Source organism: Sphingomonas sp. DC1600-2 (genome assembly GCF_049897605.1).
GTDB lineage: Bacteria > Pseudomonadota > Alphaproteobacteria > Sphingomonadales > Sphingomonadaceae > Sphingomonas.
Map to the genome: position 1 here is coordinate 1 of NZ_JAFCWO010000001.1, position 18,597 is coordinate 18,597.

The window sequence follows — 18,597 nt, forward strand, 5'->3', positions numbered from 1 at the left end:
CACCAAAACCACGAAAGGAAAAATCACCAGCTTGACCCAAAACCCGCTCTGCGGGACATACCTTCACCCGGGTCAATTCTCGATGGAAATACCGGGTCACTTCTCAGCGGAAATCTACAGCGAGCTCGTTTCGCGGCGGTTGTCAACGGGCGCATCCGGCAATGTAATTCTGACCCCGCTCGGTACGAAGGCTCAGGTGCTCGGCTTCACGCTCTTCTTCATTCACGAGTGCAATGGTCTGCCCGCATCGATTATTTTCCCGTTCAGCTCCGAATATGCGCCGGAGACTTCTACGGGCCTTGCGCGAGCCTGGCATTATCAGATCGAGTTCTAGCGCTTTCACCCTGTAGGGGATTCGTCGAGACTCACTGAGGCGCCGGGAGGCGCTCCGAAGCCGTAATTTTCACAGAACCAATTCAGGCCGATCTCCAGGTCATGAACTCGAGGGGCTGTTTGCCCTTGGACGGAGCGCCTGATGACCCCGAAACTTCTCATAAGGCAGATCGTCGTTATGTTCGCAATCGTGATCACGGGTGTCTGTCCATCTATAAGCTGCGGCAAGATCATAGCTCGATCGGGCGGCGGCTTTCAGGCGGCCAATGCGATACCACGAACGGCTGGAATTGGGCGCTTTGCTGTCGGGCGGCTTTCGAAAGTCCAAATTGCAGGATTTCTCCAAAGCGGCAGTTCCCTGGCGACAAGCGGAACGACCGACTCTGGTCGTTCCTAGCGTCCGGGCACGGGTAGCAAAGCGCCGCGCTTCGGGGTGAACGAAAGATGAGTTTGGCGGTCTCAAATACAGTCAGCCGCATAGCGAGCGCAGCGCAGCGATCGGCTTAGGCTGAACTCCTAGACGTGGCATTTGTTCGTTCTTTGTTCCATGCTATATCGGGCACTCGTCGAGTCGTCTTGCGTGAGGTGAGCCATGTCGAGGCTCTATACCGTTGTCAGCACTGTCCCCGAGATCGCCGCGCATTTCGGCGCAGAAGCGAGTGCCGAGCTGACTGTGCCGGCGGAGACCGTCGAGGCCCTGCCGGGCCTGGTGGTGTTCGAGAAGAACGGCCGCCGGCTGATGCGGCAGATGGACTGGGGCTTTCCGCGTTTGACCCGTGAAATGCGCGAGCGCGGCGATCTCCCCGGACGGATCGGCCTCGTCGCCGATCTCACCAATCCGCTATGGGACAAGCTCGTCGTGCAGCCGCATTATCGCTGCCTGATCCCACTCACTCACTTCGCCAACCCGAATGGCGATCCCGGATCGATGACGCGCAGCTGGTTCTCGGTCTCCGATCGGCCAATGCTCGCCTGGGCGGGCTTCTGCCGCAATGTCCCGGACTATGGACCGGTCTATGCCGGCATGACGATGGCGGCCAATGCGGCTGTCGAGCCCTATAACGATCGCATGCCCGTGCTGCTCGAACCGCAAGATTATGCGCGGTGGCTTGGCTGCTCGATCAGGGACGTCATCGGTTTTCAGATTCGTCCCCCGATCGCGGCTGCGCGGATGACGGTGTTGCACAGTGACGATCTCTGGCGGAGCGGTGATCTTCCGGCCGCGCTGCAACCGCAAATGGCTTTGCTATGATCGCGATCATCGGCGATGATCGACCCTGAAGCACGAGCCAGGACCGTCCATGTGTAATCTCTACACAGTCAGGAAAAGCGCGGCAGAAGTCGCGGCGCATTTCGGTGTCGACGTGCCGACCGAATTCAACACGCCCGAAGAAACACTGCCGGGTTATCCCGGCATGGTCGTTCGCGAAGCCGAGGGCGCGCGCGTGCTTCAGTCGATGGTGTGGGGTTTCCCGCGGCCGATGAAGAGCAAGAAGACCGGCCTCCCGATCAAGCCGAAGCCCGTCAACAACATCGCCGACCTGACCAACTTCATGTGGCGCGGGATCGCGCCGAAACCGCAGTGGCGCTGCCTGATCCCGGTGACCGGCTTCGCCGAAGCGGAGGGCGAAAAAGGCTCGATGACGCGGACCTGGTTCGCGGTGAAGGATCAACCGATCTTCGCCTGGGCGGGCATGTGGCGGATCAGCGACGAATGGGGAGCCGTTTATTCGGGGATGATGACCGACTGCAATGAGGCGATCCGTCCGGTGCACGACCGAATGCCGGTCCTGTTGCACCCGGACGAATATGACCAGTGGCTCCACGGCACTCTGGATGATGTGATCGCCTTCCGCGACCGATGCTTTCCGGACGAGTTGATTGTGATGAATCGGACGGACGAGCTGTGGTCGCGCCGGCGACCCGCACAGGTAAGCCTGGATCAACTCTGACCGCGGCGGCCTCGCGGCCTGGCCCCTGCCCTATCGATCGCGATCGCGCGGCTTGGGCCGTTCGCGATCGGGTGTCTTGCCGCTTTCGTTTCCAGCTTCTGGGCTACGCTCGACACCGCCACCGGCGGCCCGTTCGGCCATCATGATTTCGCGCGCGCGCTCCAGGCGTCGCGATACGGCCGGCGGCATCGCCGCGACGAAGCTCGTCACGTCTTCAGCCAGAGCGAGGTCATCCTCCTTGCCTGTCGCGGCCAGCGCTGCGGCCGCCTGCGCATAGGCACCGCGGATGAACTTCTGCCGGCCGAGCGCTGCCACATCCTCGGGCCGCCGCTCCGGCTCGGCCGAGCGCGCGAACTCGGCCGCGCGTTCCTCGGTCAGCCGATGGATGTCGAGCCCCCTGCCCTGCTCCACCGTCCGCGCTTCGAGATGCAGCGCCGGCGAGCGAACCCGCTTCTGGACGTGACCGCGCGCCCGGCGCGGCGTCGCCTCCGCCGCCACGCCGCGTTGCCGCAATTCGTGCGCAAAGCTCTCGCGCCAGTGATGCAGATCCGCCTTGCGGGGATTGAAGCGTGTTCCGTCTTCGCCCTGGGTCGCAACGGTCAGGTGGACATGCGGATGATCGGTATCGGTATGCAGCGCGACCATATAGGCGAACTGCCCTTCGAACTCGACGCGCGCAAAGGCCTGGACCGCGTCGTGGATCGTCACCGCATCAGTGGTGCCGCCCGGCATCGAGAGCACCATCGACATCGAGGTCGGTCGATCCTTGCCATAGGGGTTCATGGCCTGATCGAGCATGTCCCAATCGGCCGCGATCACCTTGAGCCGCTTCTCGTCGGTGATGATCTCACCTTCGCTGCTGCGAACCTCGAGCTTTCCGTGCCGCGAAATATAGCCGAAATGCTCGGCGAGATGGGCAGCACCACGCTGCTTGCCCGAGATCTTGACCATGACCTCCGGCGCCTTGCGCACGATCCGTTCGAGTTTCGCTCTAGCCTCGGCCTGCGACAAGGCGGGCGCGCCCTCCGCCCCTCCCCTGCCCTTGCCGCCGGATCGAATTCGTAGCGTGCCGCCCTTCAACGTCCGCTGACCCCCGGTCGGCGGGCGCCAGGCCTCCATCAGGCTCGGCAGCGGAAGGACGTCATCATCCTTCACGCCGGCGTATCCCAATAGGCGACGTCACCGGCGAGTGCGCGACCCAGCGCGCGAAGCTGACCGTCGATTTCTTCCTGGAACGAGGCGACCCGCGCCGCTTCGCGCGCGAGATCGAGGCCCGAGTCCACCATCGTCGCTGCATTGAGCGCGCGCACCGCCTGGTTGAGGTTGATCCCGATCCGATTGAGCTCGCGCCAGGATTGCGAGATCAGCGCGCGGTCGGGTTGTGGCGGCGGCGATTTGCCGAAGAGTCGGCGGCGCAACAGCGCGACGATCCATTCGGTGCGCTTGAGACCGCGTTCGCTTGCCGCGGCGTCGAGCCGGTCGATGTCGGTCGCGGTCAGGCGAATCTCAACCCGGGCCGTCGTCCGCTCGCGCGGCGATGGGACAAGGACTTCATCTTGGGGATTGCGAAGCGCCTGATCGATCAGGCCGCGCAGGTGGGCCGAACGGCCTCCGTGGGAAGCCGCCATCGCATCGAAGCGCGCCGCGAGTTCATCGGGCAGTCGCACGTTGAAGACAGCCACTCGAAAAGGCTATTGTCATACATCCCCGGCGTCAAGCCTATCCGGCCCTCACCTAATTTGAAGCTTCTTCAGTCTGCTCAAGCAGACTCGGAGCCTTCCCTCGAACCATCGCCTCCCCGGCTGCGTACGCAAGCCGAAAATGCCCTGCGAAATGAAAATGGCGGCATCCCTGAAGAAGGGATGCCGCCATCATTCTATCTGAAAAGATCAAAATCTTCACGCGGAGTGAGGGGTTCTGGTGGTTGGTCTCGCGCTAGGCATCATTGGCCGACGTTGGCGGGTTCGCCTCGTCGATCAGGCGTTGAATGGCCGCGATCGGGGTGTCGTCCTCAAGACGGATCATCGCACCGCACGAACAGGCCGCGGCCTTCTGCAACCGTATCTGGCTGAATGGCACGTTGAGAATTGCCCCGCATTTTGGGCAATCCACTTGCGCACAGATATCGTCCAACTCACCGGCCATCGGTAATCCTGACTTTCCAAAGCGACTCATCAACCTCAGTTCGCCACTCTACCCTAATCGCGTCAATCGAACGACAGGTCGGAGGATGCCACCTCGTCTTCGTCGCCGTCGTCGAACACGACACGGACCCGATCAGGCAGCACCAGTCGCGCAGATCTGGTGCCAACCATGACCTTGAACGGGCTCGGCTGGAACGATGCCGATGACCGCCCTGCCCTGCCCACCCGCTTTCCAGGCGTTGGTTCGACTGGCGCGGCGGCGGGCGCGGCCTTTGCAGGCGCCACAGTTTCAGCCGGCACCTTGAGCGAGGTGACGAACTTCGTGCCCTCCGCAAGCGTCATGCCCCGCTCGCCGAATCCCCTGACGAAGTCGCGAACCTCCAGCGGATGCTTTCGTGCAGCCCGATGCAGATCGTACAGAACCCGGATCGGGGCCTTGTCGATTGCCTCGCGCAGATATGGCTCCATCTCGCCATAAGCAGCGTAGAGCGAGACGAACTGCTTCGAACGGCCGAGCGCCTTGGCGATCTCGGCCTGGTTCTTTCCATCGGCCAGCATGCGCTCGACGCCGAGTGCCAGCTCGCGCGACGAGAGGCCGGCGCGCTGGTCATTCTCGACGATCTGGTCGGCAAGGACATCGGCCCCCTCCCCCGCATCACTGACAATGGCCGGGATCGTTTTCTTCCCCGCTGCGAGCGAGGCGCGGTAACGCCGCTCACCCATCCGGATGACATGCTTGCCATCTCCATTCTTGGGACGGACGATAATCGGCTGCAGCACACCGCGCGCCTCGATCGAAGCCGCAAGCTCCGCCATCTCGGCTTCATCGAAATGCGTGCGGGGATTGCCGGGATCGGGCGTCAGCCAGTCGAGCGGCAGCTCCTCGACGCGGCGCGCACTTTCGTGCGCGCCAACCAGCATCCCGAATTCCTCGGCCCGTTGGTCGAATTTTCCCATCAGGCCGGCTCCTTGGTCCTGGTATCAACCCGACGTTCCACCTCGGCGAGGATCGTGCGGATCTCCTCGGAGGCCGCCTTGGCGCCGCTCCCCTTCTCGTGCCAGACCGCATGATGGTTCTCGGCCGAATGTTTGTAGGTCGGCCGCGCCTTCACGAAGGCCGGGAACATCATCGTCGGGCCGACGGCGTGCGCGAGCTTCACCGCATTTTCCATCTCGCGCTTGTCGAAGGCGTTGACCATCGACGGCAGCAGCCCAAGGAAATTGACCTTGCGGCCGCCGCGCGCGGCTTCGGCCTTCTTGAGCGCGGTCAGCAGCATCTTGGCGCACTCGATCGAATCCTCGGCAACCTGGACCGGCGCGATCACCTCGTCGGCAACCGCCATCGCGCTCAAGGTCAGTTCATCCCACTTGGGTCCGGTGTCGATGACGCAATAATCGAAATGCTTGGGCAGCCCCCGGAAGCGCCCGATGAAGTCGTGTACGTCCTCGGCCGCCTTGACCATTTGCAGGCGCGGGTCGGCGCCGAACACGGTGATGCCGGGTGCATCTTCAAGCACGAGCTTGGCCTCGGGATCGAACAGGTCGGCCGAGAACCAGCCATTGCGCTCTTTGGCAAGCCGGCGCGTCGAGCTGCCCTGCGGATCGAGGTCGATATACGCGACGCGGCGGCCTGCCTGCTCGGCGAGATACCAAGCGAGATGGGTCGCGAAGAAGGTTTTGCCGACGCCGCCTTTCAGGAGGCTGATCACGATGGTTTTCACGAAGATCTTCCGTCCTGGGCAACCGCGCTCAATAGTCGTCGCCGCCGTTGCGAAGGTTGCGCTCATAATGGTCCCGCGCCGACCAGTCGCCGCGCGCGCCGAATCTGGGTCCGACGTAGCGGAACAGATAGACGGTCAGCGCGAAGCAGGCGAACGCAAACAGGATCGCATGATCGGGATGGCGCGAAAAATACTCAGCCATCATCTGTCTCCTTGTGAAGCGCGGGCCGTGGCTGGCGGCCGCGCCGATCACGAAGCTCCTCATCGGGGACATCGAGACCATAGGTTTGCTTGAGCGCGTTCATGATCAGCGCTCGCAGCGTGATATTGCCCTGATCCAAGGCGAGGCGCGCGATCGTGGCGTGCATCTTCGGGGTCACGCGAAGCTGCAAAAAGGCTGAGCGCCGGTCTTCGCTCCCCTGCCCCTCCATCGCCACAGGCGTCCTCTCCTCCATCACGACAAGGACATCGGGCTATGCTTCTGATGTATTGAATTCAATACATCATCGGCGGACGGATGGTTTTTCGCGATCATCGTCAGAGGCCGGAGTCTGCTCAAGCAGACTTTCCCACCCGCAGCTGGCTTCAGTCCTCGGCGGGCGCGGCCAAACGCCAGCGTTCTACCAGCGCGGTGATCCGGTCCTCATAGCCCAATTGATCGGGGTAGATCGCCCCTTCGCGGCCTCCAAGATACAGGAAGACCAGCCCCATGTCGGCGGCGACCGCGTGGTCGACGCCGAACAGATCGGCAAGGTCGAAGCCGCCATTGTCGGTAGCGTTCCACCAGGCGAGTAGGAAGTTGGCGGCCCGGCGGGACTGTCCGAGTAGGACTCGGCGAGTTTGAACAGGCGTTCGAGCGCCTCAAAAACGGGCGGTTGGGTCATATGCGACTCCTCGAAAAAGCTGTTGGCCCCGACATTGGTCGGGGCCAATATATCTCAATATTCGTTCGTTAGAAGGATCGTCAGCACGCGCGTGGTGACCTGACTGTCGGCAGGATCGGGCGAGCCAAAATCGAGCGTGCGATCATAATAATCGATCTTCCAGTACAGCGCGGCACCCCGGAATTCGAACCGCCCAAAATCGCGCTCGCCGTGCGGATCAACGTCGGGACCAAAATCGTCATAGTCGCGGATGGTGCGCAGCAATTCGGCCTGGGCATGGAAGTTGCGGAACAGGCTGACGTCGCCGATGAGCTCCTGGACACCGATGGTCATCACCACACGATTGTGGCCGGGCTGGGTGAGGTTCTGCCGGAGGGCATCGTTGAGGCGGGCGATGGTCGCGATGCGATCCGACGCTGGGGCAGGGGAGGCGTTTTGATCGGGCATGACGTACGATCCTGTGTTTTTCGACAAACCCCGCCGATCGGGGTCTTTCAACAGGGACCGGCGCGCCGGGGCACAGCAGGCTTGCGCACCCGCAGGGTCGAAACGGCAGAGGAGAAGCCCGGCTACGGGCTTGCGCGCGCCTGCGCCCCGGCAAGGACCGGACATGGTGATGATCCCGTCGTCTCGGCGGCTGCGAACACCAGGCCGTCACGCTCTCGATCTGGATGCTGGACCAGTCGCGATGAAGCGGACTATCGTCGAAAAGATGACCGCCGCGCTCCACATTCTCTGGCCGATTTGGACGAGGACCGTCGGTGCCATGAGCAAGCGCAATATCCTCGTGCGCAGCCAGTGTCGGCGCTGCGGCGCGCTGATGCGGGTCGATCCGGTCGATCTGGTCGCGCGATACGGAGCAGGGCATTCGATCATCGACACCCAGGAACGCTGCCGAATGGTCGCCTGCGACGGCGCGGCCTATTATCTCGCGGCCCGAACCTATGGCGCGCCGTGGCGCGTCCTGCTCGACGATCCGGTGTTGAAAGAGGGTCTTGAGGGTCGGCCTGCGGCCGTTACGGGCCGGAGCCTGCAGGTTTGCGGACAAGCGACGGTTTTGGACGCCAGCCCCTAGCGATCAGCCCTTATAAACGCTATCTTGGTATCAGCAGAATCGCATCAGGCCTGAAGGAGGGCAGTATATGGCGACAAACGCAGTTATTCAGCCCACGACGGGCAAGATCAAGTCGCGTCGGGTCCGCTTCGGCAGCGTAACGGTGACCGCCCCGGCGCCGTCGTCGGCGCTCGTCCAGCACAACATCAAACTCAGCACGCAGGCCCTTGAGCGTGTCGCGAAGCGCCTGGCCAAGCCGGGCGTGACGCTCCGTGCGAAAAAGGACGTGCCGCTCTACTCGCTCGATAGCGATAATCCCGACGTGATGATCCGTAAGCTGAACGGCAAGACCGAACGCGGCCAGCTGGTTGACGGTAGCTTCAAGGCGATCGATTGACCTCTGCGATCGAGGCGATCCGACAGGTTCGCCAGACACAGGAAAAGCGTAAGAAACCGCTCGCGATCGTGCTCGCTGGCCATAACGGTTCGGGCAAATCGACATTGTGGCGCCGTAGCCTCGCCGATGAATTGCAGATGCCGTTGGTCAATGCCGACCGCATGATGCTGTCGATCCTGCCCGAGCAGGCGAGCGACGGCGCGCTCCCGTCCTGGGCGGCGACACTGCGCGATACCGATCAGAGCTGGATGAAGGTGTCGCAGCAGGGCGTACAAGCCTTTGTCGGTCATGCGATGAACGCGAAGGTACCATTCGCAATGGAAACGGTGTTTTCCCACTGGCAGGCGCTGGGCGACGGCACCTTCGAATCCAAGATCGACCAGATTCGCCAGATGCAGACGGCGGGGTATTTCGTTCTCCTGATCTTTGTGGGCCTGGCGAGCGTCGAGCTCTCAATCGGCCGCGTCCAGACGCGGGTTCAGGAAAATGGCCATGCGGTGCCCGAGAATAAATTGCGCGAGCGGTTTCCGCGGACCCAGATGGCGATCGCCGAAGCGATAAAGGTCGCCGACGCCTCCTTGCTCGCGGATAACAGCCGGACGTCGGCACAGGCCTTCACCGTCTGCCGGGTCCAGATCGAGGGGCGCGAGATCTTTGACCTAAGGGCCGGCGAGAGGACCGCCCCGAGCGTGATCTCGCGCTGGCTCGAGATCGTCAGCCCCCGCGTCGGCTGAGCGATAGCCCTCGCGGCAGGGATCGCGACCCGCATGGGCGTGCGCCGTTGTGGCGCGGAGAAGAAAGGAGTGTTCGAATGAACTGAGCTTATTGGCATAGCTCATGCCTGACCGACTTACCGGTGCCGGTGACGAACCGGCTGAAATTCCGAAAGGGAAACGGGACCATAGCATGTCGGTGGATGGATCGAAGTCGGGCGTCGCGGCCTGACGGTTGACCAGCAGGCAAGGCGCGCATGGTGAAGACTTGATTGTTTGAATCCCAGTTTCCAACGACCACTAGGTAGGTGACGGTGAACGCGGCTGACACACCGTTTCGAGCGGAGCGAGGAGCACGTCCCAGTGAATCGCTGCCAGTCCGCCCGGCGTGGCCCCGGTAAGGGGATCAAGGAAACGAACGGGGCACCTAAATGCGCCGCGACTCCTCACTCGCGCAACTGCGGGATCGCCTAAACAGGACGGCTTGTACGGACCTGCATGGCGACGGAGCCGTCATAGTAGTCAAACGCCCGGTGTAATGGCCGGGACAGCCGCCGCGAGGCGGACGGGTCAGCGGTATAAGCGGGAGCAATCCTTGTCGAAATCCGCAACATCCGGGCGAAGGACGGCAGTTCTGTAACCTCGATAGATCAAAGGAAAGGGATTGCTGATGCAAACCGCTACTATCCTGAGACGGATCGAGAAGCTTCCGGCCCTGTCGCGGGCGGGCAAGCGGATCAACGGTCTCAACCGCCTCATGCGGTCCCGCTGCTTATATGAGCGGGCCTATGACAGAGTATCCCGGAACCGGGGTGCGATGACGCCGGGAGTAGACGGGCAGACCTTCGACGGCATGACGCTGGCGAGGCTTGATCGTCTGGTCCAACTCGTGGCGGAAGGCCGTTACCGCCCTCGTCCAGTGCGGCGGGTCTATATCCCCAAGGGCAATGGTAAAATGCGCGCCTTGGGCATCCCTACGGCGGATGATCGCATCGTTCAGGAGGCGGCGAGAATGATCCTCGCGGCGATTTATGAGCCTGTGTTCTCGCAGCACAGCCATGGGTTCCGCGCGGGTCGCTCCTGCCACACGGCTCTCGAAGAGATCCGCAAAACCTGGACGGGTGCGAAATGGCTGATCGAAGTGGATGTTCGCGGGTTCTTCGACAACATCGACCATGACATCCTGCTCGGCCTCTTGGCCCGCCGGATCGATGATCCTGTGTTCATCGATCTGATCGGGACGATGCTCAAGGCAGGATGCATGGATGAATGGAAGTTCGAGCGGACCTATAGCGGCACTCCACAGGGCGGGGTTATCTCGCCCTTGCTCGCCAACATCTACCTTCATGAACTGGACTTGTTCATGGAGGAAATGCGGGCGGGCTTCGACAAGGGCGTCAAACGGCGGGCCAATCCTGCATATGTTGCCCAGAGCCAGCAGATCGCCGCACTTCGTAAGAAGATCGATGCAATCCGTGCCGATGGTGCGGATGAGGCAGAGGTCCGAACATGTTTAGCTCGGATCGAAGCCATCAATCGGGATCGACGGAAGATATCGTCCGTCGATCAAATGGACCCCAACTTCCGCCGCCTGCGCTATTGCCGCTATGCCGATGACTTCCTTGTCGGTGTGATCGGCAGCAAGGCGGATGCCGTTCAGATCATGGCCGACATACAGCACTTCCTCGCTGAGCGGCTCAATCTGGCGGTATCACCGGAGAAAACCGGGGTTCGCGATGCGTCGAAGGGATCGCCGTTCCTTGGCTTCCATGTATGCGCCTTCACGTTGCGCTCTCCCGGTACAATGGCGGGGCGTCAGAAGGTCGGCGGTGGGATGCGACGCATCCTTCGTCGGCCAACGCGGGGGAATATCAAGCTGTGGGTGCCGAGGGATCGGGTCTATGCGTTTTGCAGGCGCAAAAAGCTCGGCAACCTCGACATGAGGAATGGCCGGGTGCGTCCGCAACTCATGGAATCCAGTGTGGCGGAGATTATCGTGGCATATAACTCAGAGTTCCGGGGCTTCGCGAACTATTATGCGATCGCCGACGGCGTGAAAGCGTCGCTCGACAAGCTCGAACTGGTAATGCTCAGGAGCCTCTTTGCGACTGTAGCATGCCGGCGACGCTCGACGAGAAGGCAGGCTGAGGAATATCTGAAAATGGGGTCGGATCACGGCGTAACAACCTTGGTCCGGGGTGAACCGCGCGTCCATAAGGTATGGAAACTGAAGCATCTGATCGTACAGGCATGGGGCAATCCCGTCATTGATGCCATTACGGTCGGCTCGCGCATTGCGCAGAGTGCGAACGATCTCGTCACCCGCCTTAGCGCCGAAGAATGCGAGGCGTGCGGCGATACGGACGGGCCGTTCGAGATGCATCATCCTCACCGCCTAAAGGACAAGCGGGACGACCAACTGACGCCATGGGTGCAATCAGCACGGCGGCGTAGGACCATAGTCCTGTGCCGAAAGTGCCATGTTGCTCATCACCGTGGCCGGATGCCCAGCGGAATGGAGAGCCGTGTGCATTGAAAGGTGCAAGCACGGTTCGGGGGGAGGCGCTGGGGCGTCCTCGCAAGAGGCGTCTCGCGTCTACCCTACCGAGACCCGGAACGGGGCTCGGGGCGTCAGCCTAGAGCCCGGTCCGGTGCAACCGGAGCCGCCTGACTCTGCTCCAGCGCACCAAAAAGTCGCTCCAGCACCATGTCCAGGCTCACCAATTTCTCGAACTTGCTGATCCTGATCGTCCGATGGTTTGGCCGTTCAGCCTTCTCGCCCTGCGCATTTCCCTTGGCATGTTTGGCGATCATGTTCCGGCTGATATCGGGCAAGGGCTCACCCGGCTTGCCCCCAAACCAGAGATAGTGGTCGAACAGCAGATCCGGCGTCACCACGATCCACAATATGCACCCGCTCGGCTTGTCCATCAGCTTGAGGTTGATCTTCACCTCATCGGTCTTGCCGCCGAGCGTCTTGGTCTTGAACTGGATATGGCGGGTGACGCGGTGATAGCTCATCACCAGATCATAGCCGCCGGCATCGAACTCGGATCGCAGCACCTCGACGTCCGTCACACCCAGCTGCCAGAGCCGGCGCAGCGCTTCGCCCACGAAGACATGCTCGACGATACGTTCGCGCAGCGTCGAGTTGATACAGTGCGGGCTGGCTTGCTCGGTCAGGTCATCCAAGGGCGATCTCGCGAGAGAGAAGGGGCGGGGGCACAGCCCCCGCCTGAGGGTCACGCGTAGGGATCATATTCGTTGTTATGCGGATATCTGCATAAGAACGAATATGATCCGTGGAGCTGAATTTGCGGTAACCCGCTGTTCGACAATGAAAACCGTGCTCCCGGATAGTCGGCTTTGCTGCTATACGGGAGTACGCGCCGTGGTGGTGGTGGAGGCGCGACCGTTCGAACCCGTAGCGGAGCCATCGCCATGATCATTCTTGGAATATTCGCCTGTATACTCGGCATCGGCGCATTGTGCTGGTTGCTGTTGAATCTCGCCGTTTTCGCGCTGCCGCTCTTTGCAGGTGTCGCCACCGGGCTGGCGGCAATGCGCTCGGGCATCGGACCGATCGGCGCCATCCTGATCGGCCTTGCGACTGGTGTTCTGGTCCTTATCGCCGGACAATCGATCTTCACCTTCTCGCGCGCGCCGATTGTGCGCGGTGTTGCGGCGGCAGCGTTTGCCATTCCTGCCGCCTTTGCCGGGTATCACGCGACCCACGGCATCGCGGCGCTGACGATCGGCGGTAGCATCGTCCCGGTGCTCGTCGCCATCGCAGGTTCAGCCGCCATCGGGGCCACCGCGCTGATGCGGATGACACTGCCGGCGGCGCGCGCCGTCAGGTCGTAACGCGCGCGCTGGGGATCAATGGTCCCTCGCAAATCCGCGCGAGCAGATCGGCCTGCTTCGGCTCAAGCGCGACGAGCAGCGTCAGCACGTTCAGGACGTTGATCAGTTCGGCGGTATATTCGGGCAGCCAGTGATCGGGCTGGATATCGCCGAGCGGCGAGGGCGGTCGCTTGTCGCCGATCTGGGGGCGTTCGCGGTCGCGCTTGCGATAGCTGAACCATTGCCGCAGCACGTTCTTTCCCGACACTTCATAGGCCCAGACGGCAGGCGAGACATTGTCGATATAGCCGGTGCCGACCAGCAACCGCTGCTTCGCGGCGTCATAATCGAGGCTGTCAGGGAAGCCATCCGGCGTGGAGGGGATGCGGCCCTCCTTCGGATTGGTCGGCGGTTTGCTCGCGACGCGCGGCACGCCCGCGGGGCGGCCTTCGGTGAAGCGCTCGCCGAAGCTATGCAGCCAGATGACTTCGCGCCCGATCGTGGCTGCTTCGGCGAACAGCGCGGCATCGGCGGTCAGCGGCACGCGCAAGCCTGGGCGGATGAGATCATCGCGGAAGCGATCGACATAGGCCGGGTGCGCGAGAAGGGCGGCGACATAGGCGAATACATCGACCGGATCGACCGGACTGCCATACACCTTGGTGAGTTCGGCGACGACTTCGAGAGAGATGTTCGGCTCCGTCGCAGCGGCATCTTTCCAGAGAGCGAAGACACGGCCTGCGGCTGATCCTTTGAAATGGTCGTGGTCCGGGATATTGGCCGTTGCAGTGATCGCTGGACCGTCGCGTGGGCTCGTTCGGTTCAACGCGGTCAGATAGACTTGGCCCTTGCCGTAGCTTTCCCAAAAGCCGGGATTGGGTCGATTGATCAGCCGATTGTCGGGCACGATCCATTGGCGGTCGAACGAACGGAACCCATACCGCACCGGCTTGATCATCTTCAGCTCTTGCTCGGCGTTGGCGCGGCTCGCATTGTGGCTCAGTTCTTCAACGAGCGTTTCGATCGCCTTGAGCGGTCCATGATGACCTGCCAGCCCTTTGGTGCTCGCCTTCGCCACAGTTTTGTCGCCACCCTCATGCGGATGAAACAACGATGCCCGTTGATCCTTTGAGGGCTCGCCAACCAGCTTCGCCCAGCGATCTTCCAGCGACTTGGCATCCGGCGCAATGATCCAGGTCCGCCCAGGCATCACGCCCGATCCGCAATCGCCAATCATCGCGTCGAGCGGCACGTAATCGCCCCAGCCGCCGCCGAAATCGGGCAGGAAGGGCGCGCGCCAATCGGTCGCGCCATCGCGCCAGCCCGCGCTATCGAGGCTGATCGCAGCCAGCTCGTCGAACTTCGCCTCGCGCCGCCCCTTGGCGAGCGCGCGGAACCGCACCCGCGCCGGGATCGCCGGATCATTGGCGGGCGACCGCGAGGCAAGCACGATGCACACCGGATGCTGCACGCCCTGAAAGATGCGCGTCGCGACCTCGGGCTGGTGCCCTTCCGGCGAACAGTCGATCACCCAGATTTCGTCGCAGTCGCGGCGCAAGTCGCTGCGCATCTTCTGGAAGCCGGGTCCGTTCAGGAAGCCCGATACGGTGATGTAACAGACCATGCCCGAGAGATGTTCGGCGACCGGCGGCGTCAGCTCGCGCCCGCCGCCGCCCTGTTCGAACACTTTCCACGCCGCCCAGCGCCAGAAATAGACATAGAGGTTGCGCAGGTGCTTGGCATGCGCGCCGACCTTCCAAGCGGCGGGCGGCTGCCAATCGCGCAAGGGTGCATCCTTGCCGTCCTTGAAGCGGCCATTCTCGACCCAGCTGCCCTTGCCCTTGGCCTTTTCCTTGTAGGGCGGATTGCCGATGACGACGGTGATCGGCTGGCGGCGCTTGATCTCGTTGGCTTCGGCCTGAAGCTTGGAGAGGATGCCGTAAATGCCCGGTGCGCGTTCGAACGCTGCGTCCGGGTCGCTCAGCGTATCGGTAACGAAGAGGCCGGGGCTGCCGTCCGCCTCCAGCTCGATCATCTCGGCGAGCAGCCGCAGCTGCGCGACGGCGAACGCTCCGAACTGCAACTCAAAACCGTAAAGCCGCTTTGCCGCTTCGGTGATTGCCCCCGCAACCGCGCCACCGCCCTGGTCCTGCTCGACCCGCGCCGCAATCGCGCGCAGAATCGCTAGCAGGAACGTGCCCGAGCCTGTCGCCGGATCGGCGATATGCACCTGGTCGCCCGCCAGCCCCTGCGCCACGCCAAACCGAGCCGATGACCGCAGCGCCTCATCGCACAGCCGCACCATCGTCTGCACAACGGCAGGCGGCGTGTAATAAGACCCGGTCTGCTTGCGCAGGCGCCGGTCATAGATATCGAGGAAGTCCTCGTAGAAATAGAGCCACGCCTCGGGGTCACCCTTGGCGATCTGATCCCACTCGACCACGTCCAGCACCCGCACCATCGTGTCGAGCGACGGCCCGAGCGACAATTCCTGCTCGGTCAGCAAACGCAGGGCGGTGCCGATCAGCGTGTTGGTGCGGCCAAGATCACGGGCGACCTGGTCGAGCCCGCCAACCAGCGACAATTTGCGCGACTTCGCCATCAGCAGGCCGAACGTCACCGCCTGCGCATAGCCGTCGGCAAATCGCGCATCGTCGGCATCGGGAAAGAGCAGCGCCTTCCAGTCTTCCTTCAGATCGGCGAGCTTCGCGTTCTTGATACTAAGCTGCTCGACCACCTCATCGCGCAGATAGCGACACAGCCGCGCCGCGACCGCTGCCAGTTCCTTCGCGCCCCTGGGCGGGATCGGCTGCCAGCTGAGGAAATCCGCGATCAACGGCAAGAGCGTTGCGGGCGCGCCGAGTTTGGCGCCGGATGTCTCGATATCGCCGTTGAACTTCGCGATCTCGCCGATCAGGTGCCCGTTGCGCCACAGCGACAGCGCGTTGCCATCGGTATAAAGCAGATTGGGCAGCGCCTTCAGCTTGTCCCATTGCTCCTTGTCATGCTTGTCCTTGAACTTGCGCGGGTCGGCACCTTTGCCCGGTGCCTTCACTTCGATGAATCCGATCAGCGCCTTGTTGAACTGGACGGCGAAGTCGGGCCGCGTCCGCAACTCGGCAAGCGATTGCTCGCCGATCAGCGTCACCGCGCCGTTCGCATGACCGCAGGCGGCGGATAGGCCGGCGAACAATTGCTCGATCGGGTTGCGCAGCTGATCTTCGGGCTGGCCGCCCTGATTGAGCTTGGCCTTGGCCGACGCGCCGAACTCGCCCACAGCTTTTTTGACTTGGTCGGCTTGCGTCATCCACCCCCTCCGTTACTGTCACCCTGCACGAGGGCGATTGCCCCGGCAACAGGTGGATTACGCGGCGGCATATGGACGATCTGTTTGATTCCGGACCGAAACAACTGGGTTTCGACATGGGCGACAGCACGCCAGTGCGGGCGCTGGAACCCGACCGGGACTTGATCCGAGCGGAGCTCGATGAGATTCTCGCCGCTGCGCAGGCCGCGACCGACACGCTGCCATGGGATGTGCGCACTTTCCGCTATCACAAGGTTGTCTTTCCGCAGATGGCGCGGTGGCTGCCCGATGACCAGCGCGACCAACTCTGTTTCGACTTCGCGCGCGAGGTGGCGCGGCTCGAGCAGCTACTCGCCGCGTAGCGCGACAATGCGGCGCCAGCATGCAACGTCCGCCTGGTTGAATCGGGGGGGGCGATCCCGAGCTTGCCGATTGCACGAACCGGTAACCGATTCCTCGCCGGTTGAGCGCCTGCAATTGAATTCTCCTCCTTGGTCATGCAAGGCTTTCTCATGCTGGTGACGGCACCCGCGCCCAATGCGGTCTCTGTGATGGCCTGATCTGGCCGAAGGTCGGCTGTGCCTCGACTGCCTAAGCCGCAACGCCGGTCGGCGCGACTTCCTTCCCCTGCGTGGAACCACGCATTCCTCGCGGATCAAGAAAGTCTTCCGACCGGCATCCTTTGCTGCGCTGCGGTCCCAAGGGATGCGGCGGCGTCGCCTCCGGCCGTTCGATCGCCATCGAGACCGCGATGGGCGCGGTGCTCGAGACACTAAAGGAGACTCACCATGGCAACCATCGGCACCTTCAAGAAGTCGGGCAACGAGTATACCGGCGACATCGTCACTCTGAGCGTGCAGGCAAAAGGCGTCCGCATCGTCCCCGACACCAACCGCTCCGGCGACAACGCACCCAGCCACCGCGTCTATGTCGGCCGCGCCGAGATCGGCGCCGCCTGGAGCAAGACCTCGAACGAAGGTCGCGATTATCTTGGCCTCAAGCTGGACGATCCGAGCTTTACCGCCCCGATCTACGCCAACCTTTTCGACGATGAGGGCGAAGACACCTTCAGCCTAATCTGGTCGCGGCCCGCCAAGCGCAACGGCGACTCAGCCAATCAATGCCCCGCCCGGCGCGATCCGGGCGGGGTTCTTGATTCCCTGTTTATGGCAGGGTCGATCCTGTGCCCAACGGAACCGTTCCCTCTGGCGGGGGACGGAGCAATTCTGCCGCCTCTATCCCGAGCACCTTCGCTATCCGGTCAACTACGTCGACACTCGCCGCATAAACAGAGCGCTCCAACGCGCTGACATAAGTCCGGTCGATGTCGGCGCGGTGCGCCAGTTCCTCTTGCGATAGGTTCTGCGCCAACCGATACGCCTTCAGATTGTGCGCCAAGACCTCGCGAATATCCATCCACGAGACAGCACCGTCTTGTCGAGTATTTAACCACGGAGTATTCTCTACAACGCCCACGCGTCCTACATCGTCGGTCGCTCCGACGCTTGCCGACCATGGTCAAGAAATGCTTGTCAATTGGCCGCGACGAACGTCATTAGCCATAAAAGCGTCACAAAAGCAGACCGCCAACCAGCCTATGGATGACATCTCATTTTTGGAACAGGCACCGACCGACAGCCACCTCACGGCCTATGACCGCGAACGGCTGGGAAATTACCTGCGTCTGCTGGATGCCGAGGCATGTGGCGCAGACTGGAAAGAGGTCGCACATGTGGTCCTCGGGGTCGATCCGCAGAACGATCCGAAGCGGTGCAAACGGATGTATGATTCGCATCTGGCTCGCGCCCGCTGGATCAGCGCGCAGGGCTTTGCCAACCTAGTCTGGCACTCAACCAGTCGTACCAACCGCCTTATTTGATGCATTTTAAATGGCTTGGCAAATAGTCGCGGCACTGGCTCGACTCGTCGTTGAAAGCTTTTCGCAGTCCAGTGCAACCCATTGAAATGAAGACACTGTGTCCCAATCGTCACGCCGTGATTTTCGTCAGCGGGCCTGAAAGGAGCGAGCCCCATGAAGGACCGGCCAGATTGGCGCGACCCCGCGCCGTACCGACAAATTCAGTCGCAGGTTTCCGCCAACGTTGCTTGGGAGTTCTTGCGGCGTAACGAGCAATATCAACAGACATATCGTGCCACGATTAGACGCTCGCGGGCACTCGCCGATCGGGTGGCGGCACGCTGGGGCCTGCGATTTCGCGATCGATCCTTCACTCCCTGCCCATGAAGTC

General features: G+C 62.2%; 22 protein-coding genes and 2 pseudogenes. 12 read left to right on the forward strand and 12 right to left on the reverse strand.

Features of this window, described 5'->3' with window-relative positions; translation table 11 throughout:
* From ACP7BL_RS00005 to ACP7BL_RS00015, 3 genes are all read left to right on the forward strand, one after another.
* Positions 1–334 (forward strand): hypothetical protein (locus ACP7BL_RS00005; protein ID WP_426257273.1); only part of this gene is annotated, 334 nt, incomplete at its 5' end.
* A 591-nt stretch (positions 335–925) separates the two neighbouring features.
* Positions 926–1,585: an SOS response-associated peptidase family protein gene (locus ACP7BL_RS00010; protein ID WP_426257274.1), complete on the forward strand. Its 660-nt coding sequence runs from the start codon at positions 926–928 to the stop codon at positions 1,583–1,585.
* Between the two features lie 49 nt (positions 1,586–1,634).
* Positions 1,635–2,285 (forward strand): SOS response-associated peptidase, encoded by a 651-nt coding sequence (locus ACP7BL_RS00015; RefSeq protein WP_426257275.1) that lies wholly within the window; start codon positions 1,635–1,637, stop codon positions 2,283–2,285.
* A 30-nt stretch (positions 2,286–2,315) separates the two neighbouring features.
* Here ACP7BL_RS00015 and ACP7BL_RS00020 read toward each other — a convergent pair whose 3' ends face one another.
* From ACP7BL_RS00020 to ACP7BL_RS00060, 9 genes and pseudogenes are all read right to left on the reverse strand, one after another.
* Positions 2,316–3,404 carry a relaxase/mobilization nuclease domain-containing protein gene (locus tag ACP7BL_RS00020; RefSeq protein ID WP_426257621.1) on the reverse strand — a complete coding sequence of 363 codons (1,089 nt, stop codon included), beginning with the start codon at positions 3,402–3,404 and terminating at the stop codon, positions 2,316–2,318.
* Positions 3,405–3,436: 32 nt separating this feature from the next.
* Positions 3,437–3,967 (reverse strand): plasmid mobilization protein, encoded by a 531-nt coding sequence (locus ACP7BL_RS00025; protein ID WP_426257276.1) that lies wholly within the window; start codon positions 3,965–3,967, stop codon positions 3,437–3,439.
* A 253-nt stretch (positions 3,968–4,220) separates the two neighbouring features.
* On the reverse strand, positions 4,221–4,430 hold the full coding sequence (locus ACP7BL_RS00030) for a hypothetical protein (protein WP_046194673.1): 210 nt from the start codon (positions 4,428–4,430) through the stop codon (positions 4,221–4,223).
* A gap of 62 nt (positions 4,431–4,492) precedes the next feature.
* Positions 4,493–5,386 (reverse strand): ParB/RepB/Spo0J family partition protein, encoded by an 894-nt coding sequence (locus tag ACP7BL_RS00035; RefSeq protein WP_426257277.1) that lies wholly within the window; start codon positions 5,384–5,386, stop codon positions 4,493–4,495.
* Entirely contained in the window at positions 5,386–6,150 is a 765-nt protein-coding gene (locus tag ACP7BL_RS00040; RefSeq protein ID WP_126848931.1) for a ParA family protein, read from the reverse strand. Before ACP7BL_RS00040 ends, ACP7BL_RS00035 begins: the two co-directional genes overlap by 1 nt.
* Before the next feature lie 28 nt (positions 6,151–6,178).
* The gene (locus ACP7BL_RS00045; RefSeq protein WP_167535076.1) at positions 6,179–6,352 is read right to left on the reverse strand and encodes a hypothetical protein; all 174 of its coding nucleotides are present in this window, start codon (positions 6,350–6,352) and stop codon (positions 6,179–6,181) included.
* A complete protein-coding gene (locus tag ACP7BL_RS00050; protein ID WP_426257622.1) occupies positions 6,345–6,581 on the reverse strand; it encodes a hypothetical protein in 237 nt (78 codons plus the stop codon). Before ACP7BL_RS00050 ends, ACP7BL_RS00045 begins: the two co-directional genes overlap by 8 nt.
* A gap of 154 nt (positions 6,582–6,735) precedes the next feature.
* Positions 6,736–6,912 (reverse strand): annotated as a pseudogene (locus ACP7BL_RS00055) (DUF7673 family protein); the annotation flags it as partial.
* A gap of 176 nt (positions 6,913–7,088) precedes the next feature.
* Positions 7,089–7,481: a DUF3768 domain-containing protein gene (locus ACP7BL_RS00060; RefSeq protein ID WP_426257278.1), complete on the reverse strand. Its 393-nt coding sequence runs from the start codon at positions 7,479–7,481 to the stop codon at positions 7,089–7,091.
* A 241-nt stretch (positions 7,482–7,722) separates the two neighbouring features.
* Between ACP7BL_RS00060 and ACP7BL_RS00065 the strand changes: the two genes are divergently transcribed.
* From ACP7BL_RS00065 to ACP7BL_RS00080, 4 genes are all read left to right on the forward strand, one after another.
* Positions 7,723–8,109, forward strand: a complete 387-nt coding sequence (locus tag ACP7BL_RS00065; RefSeq protein ID WP_426257279.1) for a hypothetical protein — start codon at positions 7,723–7,725, stop codon at positions 8,107–8,109.
* 67 nt (positions 8,110–8,176) lie between these two features.
* The gene (locus tag ACP7BL_RS00070) at positions 8,177–8,485 is read left to right on the forward strand and encodes a hypothetical protein (RefSeq protein ID WP_426257280.1); all 309 of its coding nucleotides are present in this window, start codon (positions 8,177–8,179) and stop codon (positions 8,483–8,485) included.
* Positions 8,482–9,219: a zeta toxin family protein gene (locus tag ACP7BL_RS00075; protein WP_126848926.1), complete on the forward strand. Its 738-nt coding sequence runs from the start codon at positions 8,482–8,484 to the stop codon at positions 9,217–9,219. The genes ACP7BL_RS00070 and ACP7BL_RS00075 overlap by 4 nt, the downstream gene beginning before the upstream one ends.
* Positions 9,220–9,868: 649 nt before the next feature.
* Complete coding sequence (locus ACP7BL_RS00080; RefSeq protein WP_426257281.1) at positions 9,869–11,734, forward strand: reverse transcriptase/maturase family protein; 1,866 nt, start codon at positions 9,869–9,871, stop codon at positions 11,732–11,734.
* 95 nt (positions 11,735–11,829) lie between these two features.
* Here ACP7BL_RS00080 and ACP7BL_RS00085 read toward each other — a convergent pair whose 3' ends face one another.
* A complete protein-coding gene (locus tag ACP7BL_RS00085) occupies positions 11,830–12,390 on the reverse strand; it encodes a hypothetical protein (protein ID WP_426257282.1) in 561 nt (186 codons plus the stop codon).
* A 249-nt stretch (positions 12,391–12,639) separates the two neighbouring features.
* Between ACP7BL_RS00085 and ACP7BL_RS00090 the strand changes: the two genes are divergently transcribed.
* Positions 12,640–13,062: a hypothetical protein gene (locus ACP7BL_RS00090; protein WP_426257283.1), complete on the forward strand. Its 423-nt coding sequence runs from the start codon at positions 12,640–12,642 to the stop codon at positions 13,060–13,062.
* On the opposite strand, the gene ACP7BL_RS00095 is transcribed toward ACP7BL_RS00090, so the two are convergent.
* Positions 13,052–16,348, reverse strand: a complete 3,297-nt coding sequence (locus ACP7BL_RS00095) for a type ISP restriction/modification enzyme (protein WP_426257284.1) — start codon at positions 16,346–16,348, stop codon at positions 13,052–13,054. The two genes, ACP7BL_RS00090 and ACP7BL_RS00095, sit on opposite strands and share 11 nt — an antisense overlap.
* 71 nt (positions 16,349–16,419) lie before the next feature.
* On the opposite strand from ACP7BL_RS00095, the gene ACP7BL_RS00100 reads away from it, so the two are divergent.
* Both ACP7BL_RS00100 and ACP7BL_RS00105 read left to right on the forward strand, forming a co-directional pair.
* Positions 16,420–16,710, forward strand: coding sequence for a hypothetical protein (locus ACP7BL_RS00100; protein WP_426257285.1), 291 nt, complete (start codon positions 16,420–16,422; stop codon positions 16,708–16,710).
* 426 nt (positions 16,711–17,136) lie between these two features.
* Positions 17,137–17,457: pseudogene (locus ACP7BL_RS00105) on the forward strand (DUF736 domain-containing protein); the annotation flags it as partial.
* 55 nt (positions 17,458–17,512) lie between these two features.
* Here ACP7BL_RS00105 and ACP7BL_RS00110 read toward each other — a convergent pair.
* Positions 17,513–17,764, reverse strand: coding sequence for a helix-turn-helix domain-containing protein (locus ACP7BL_RS00110; RefSeq protein ID WP_426257623.1), 252 nt, complete (start codon positions 17,762–17,764; stop codon positions 17,513–17,515).
* 181 nt (positions 17,765–17,945) lie between these two features.
* On the opposite strand from ACP7BL_RS00110, the gene ACP7BL_RS00115 reads away from it, so the two are divergent.
* Positions 17,946–18,227 (forward strand): DNA -binding domain-containing protein, encoded by a 282-nt coding sequence (locus ACP7BL_RS00115; protein ID WP_426257286.1) that lies wholly within the window; start codon positions 17,946–17,948, stop codon positions 18,225–18,227.
* A gap of 153 nt (positions 18,228–18,380) precedes the next feature.
* Entirely contained in the window at positions 18,381–18,593 is a 213-nt protein-coding gene (locus tag ACP7BL_RS00120; protein ID WP_426257287.1) for a transcriptional regulator domain-containing protein, read from the forward strand.
* Positions 18,594–18,597: the final 4 nt, after the last annotated feature.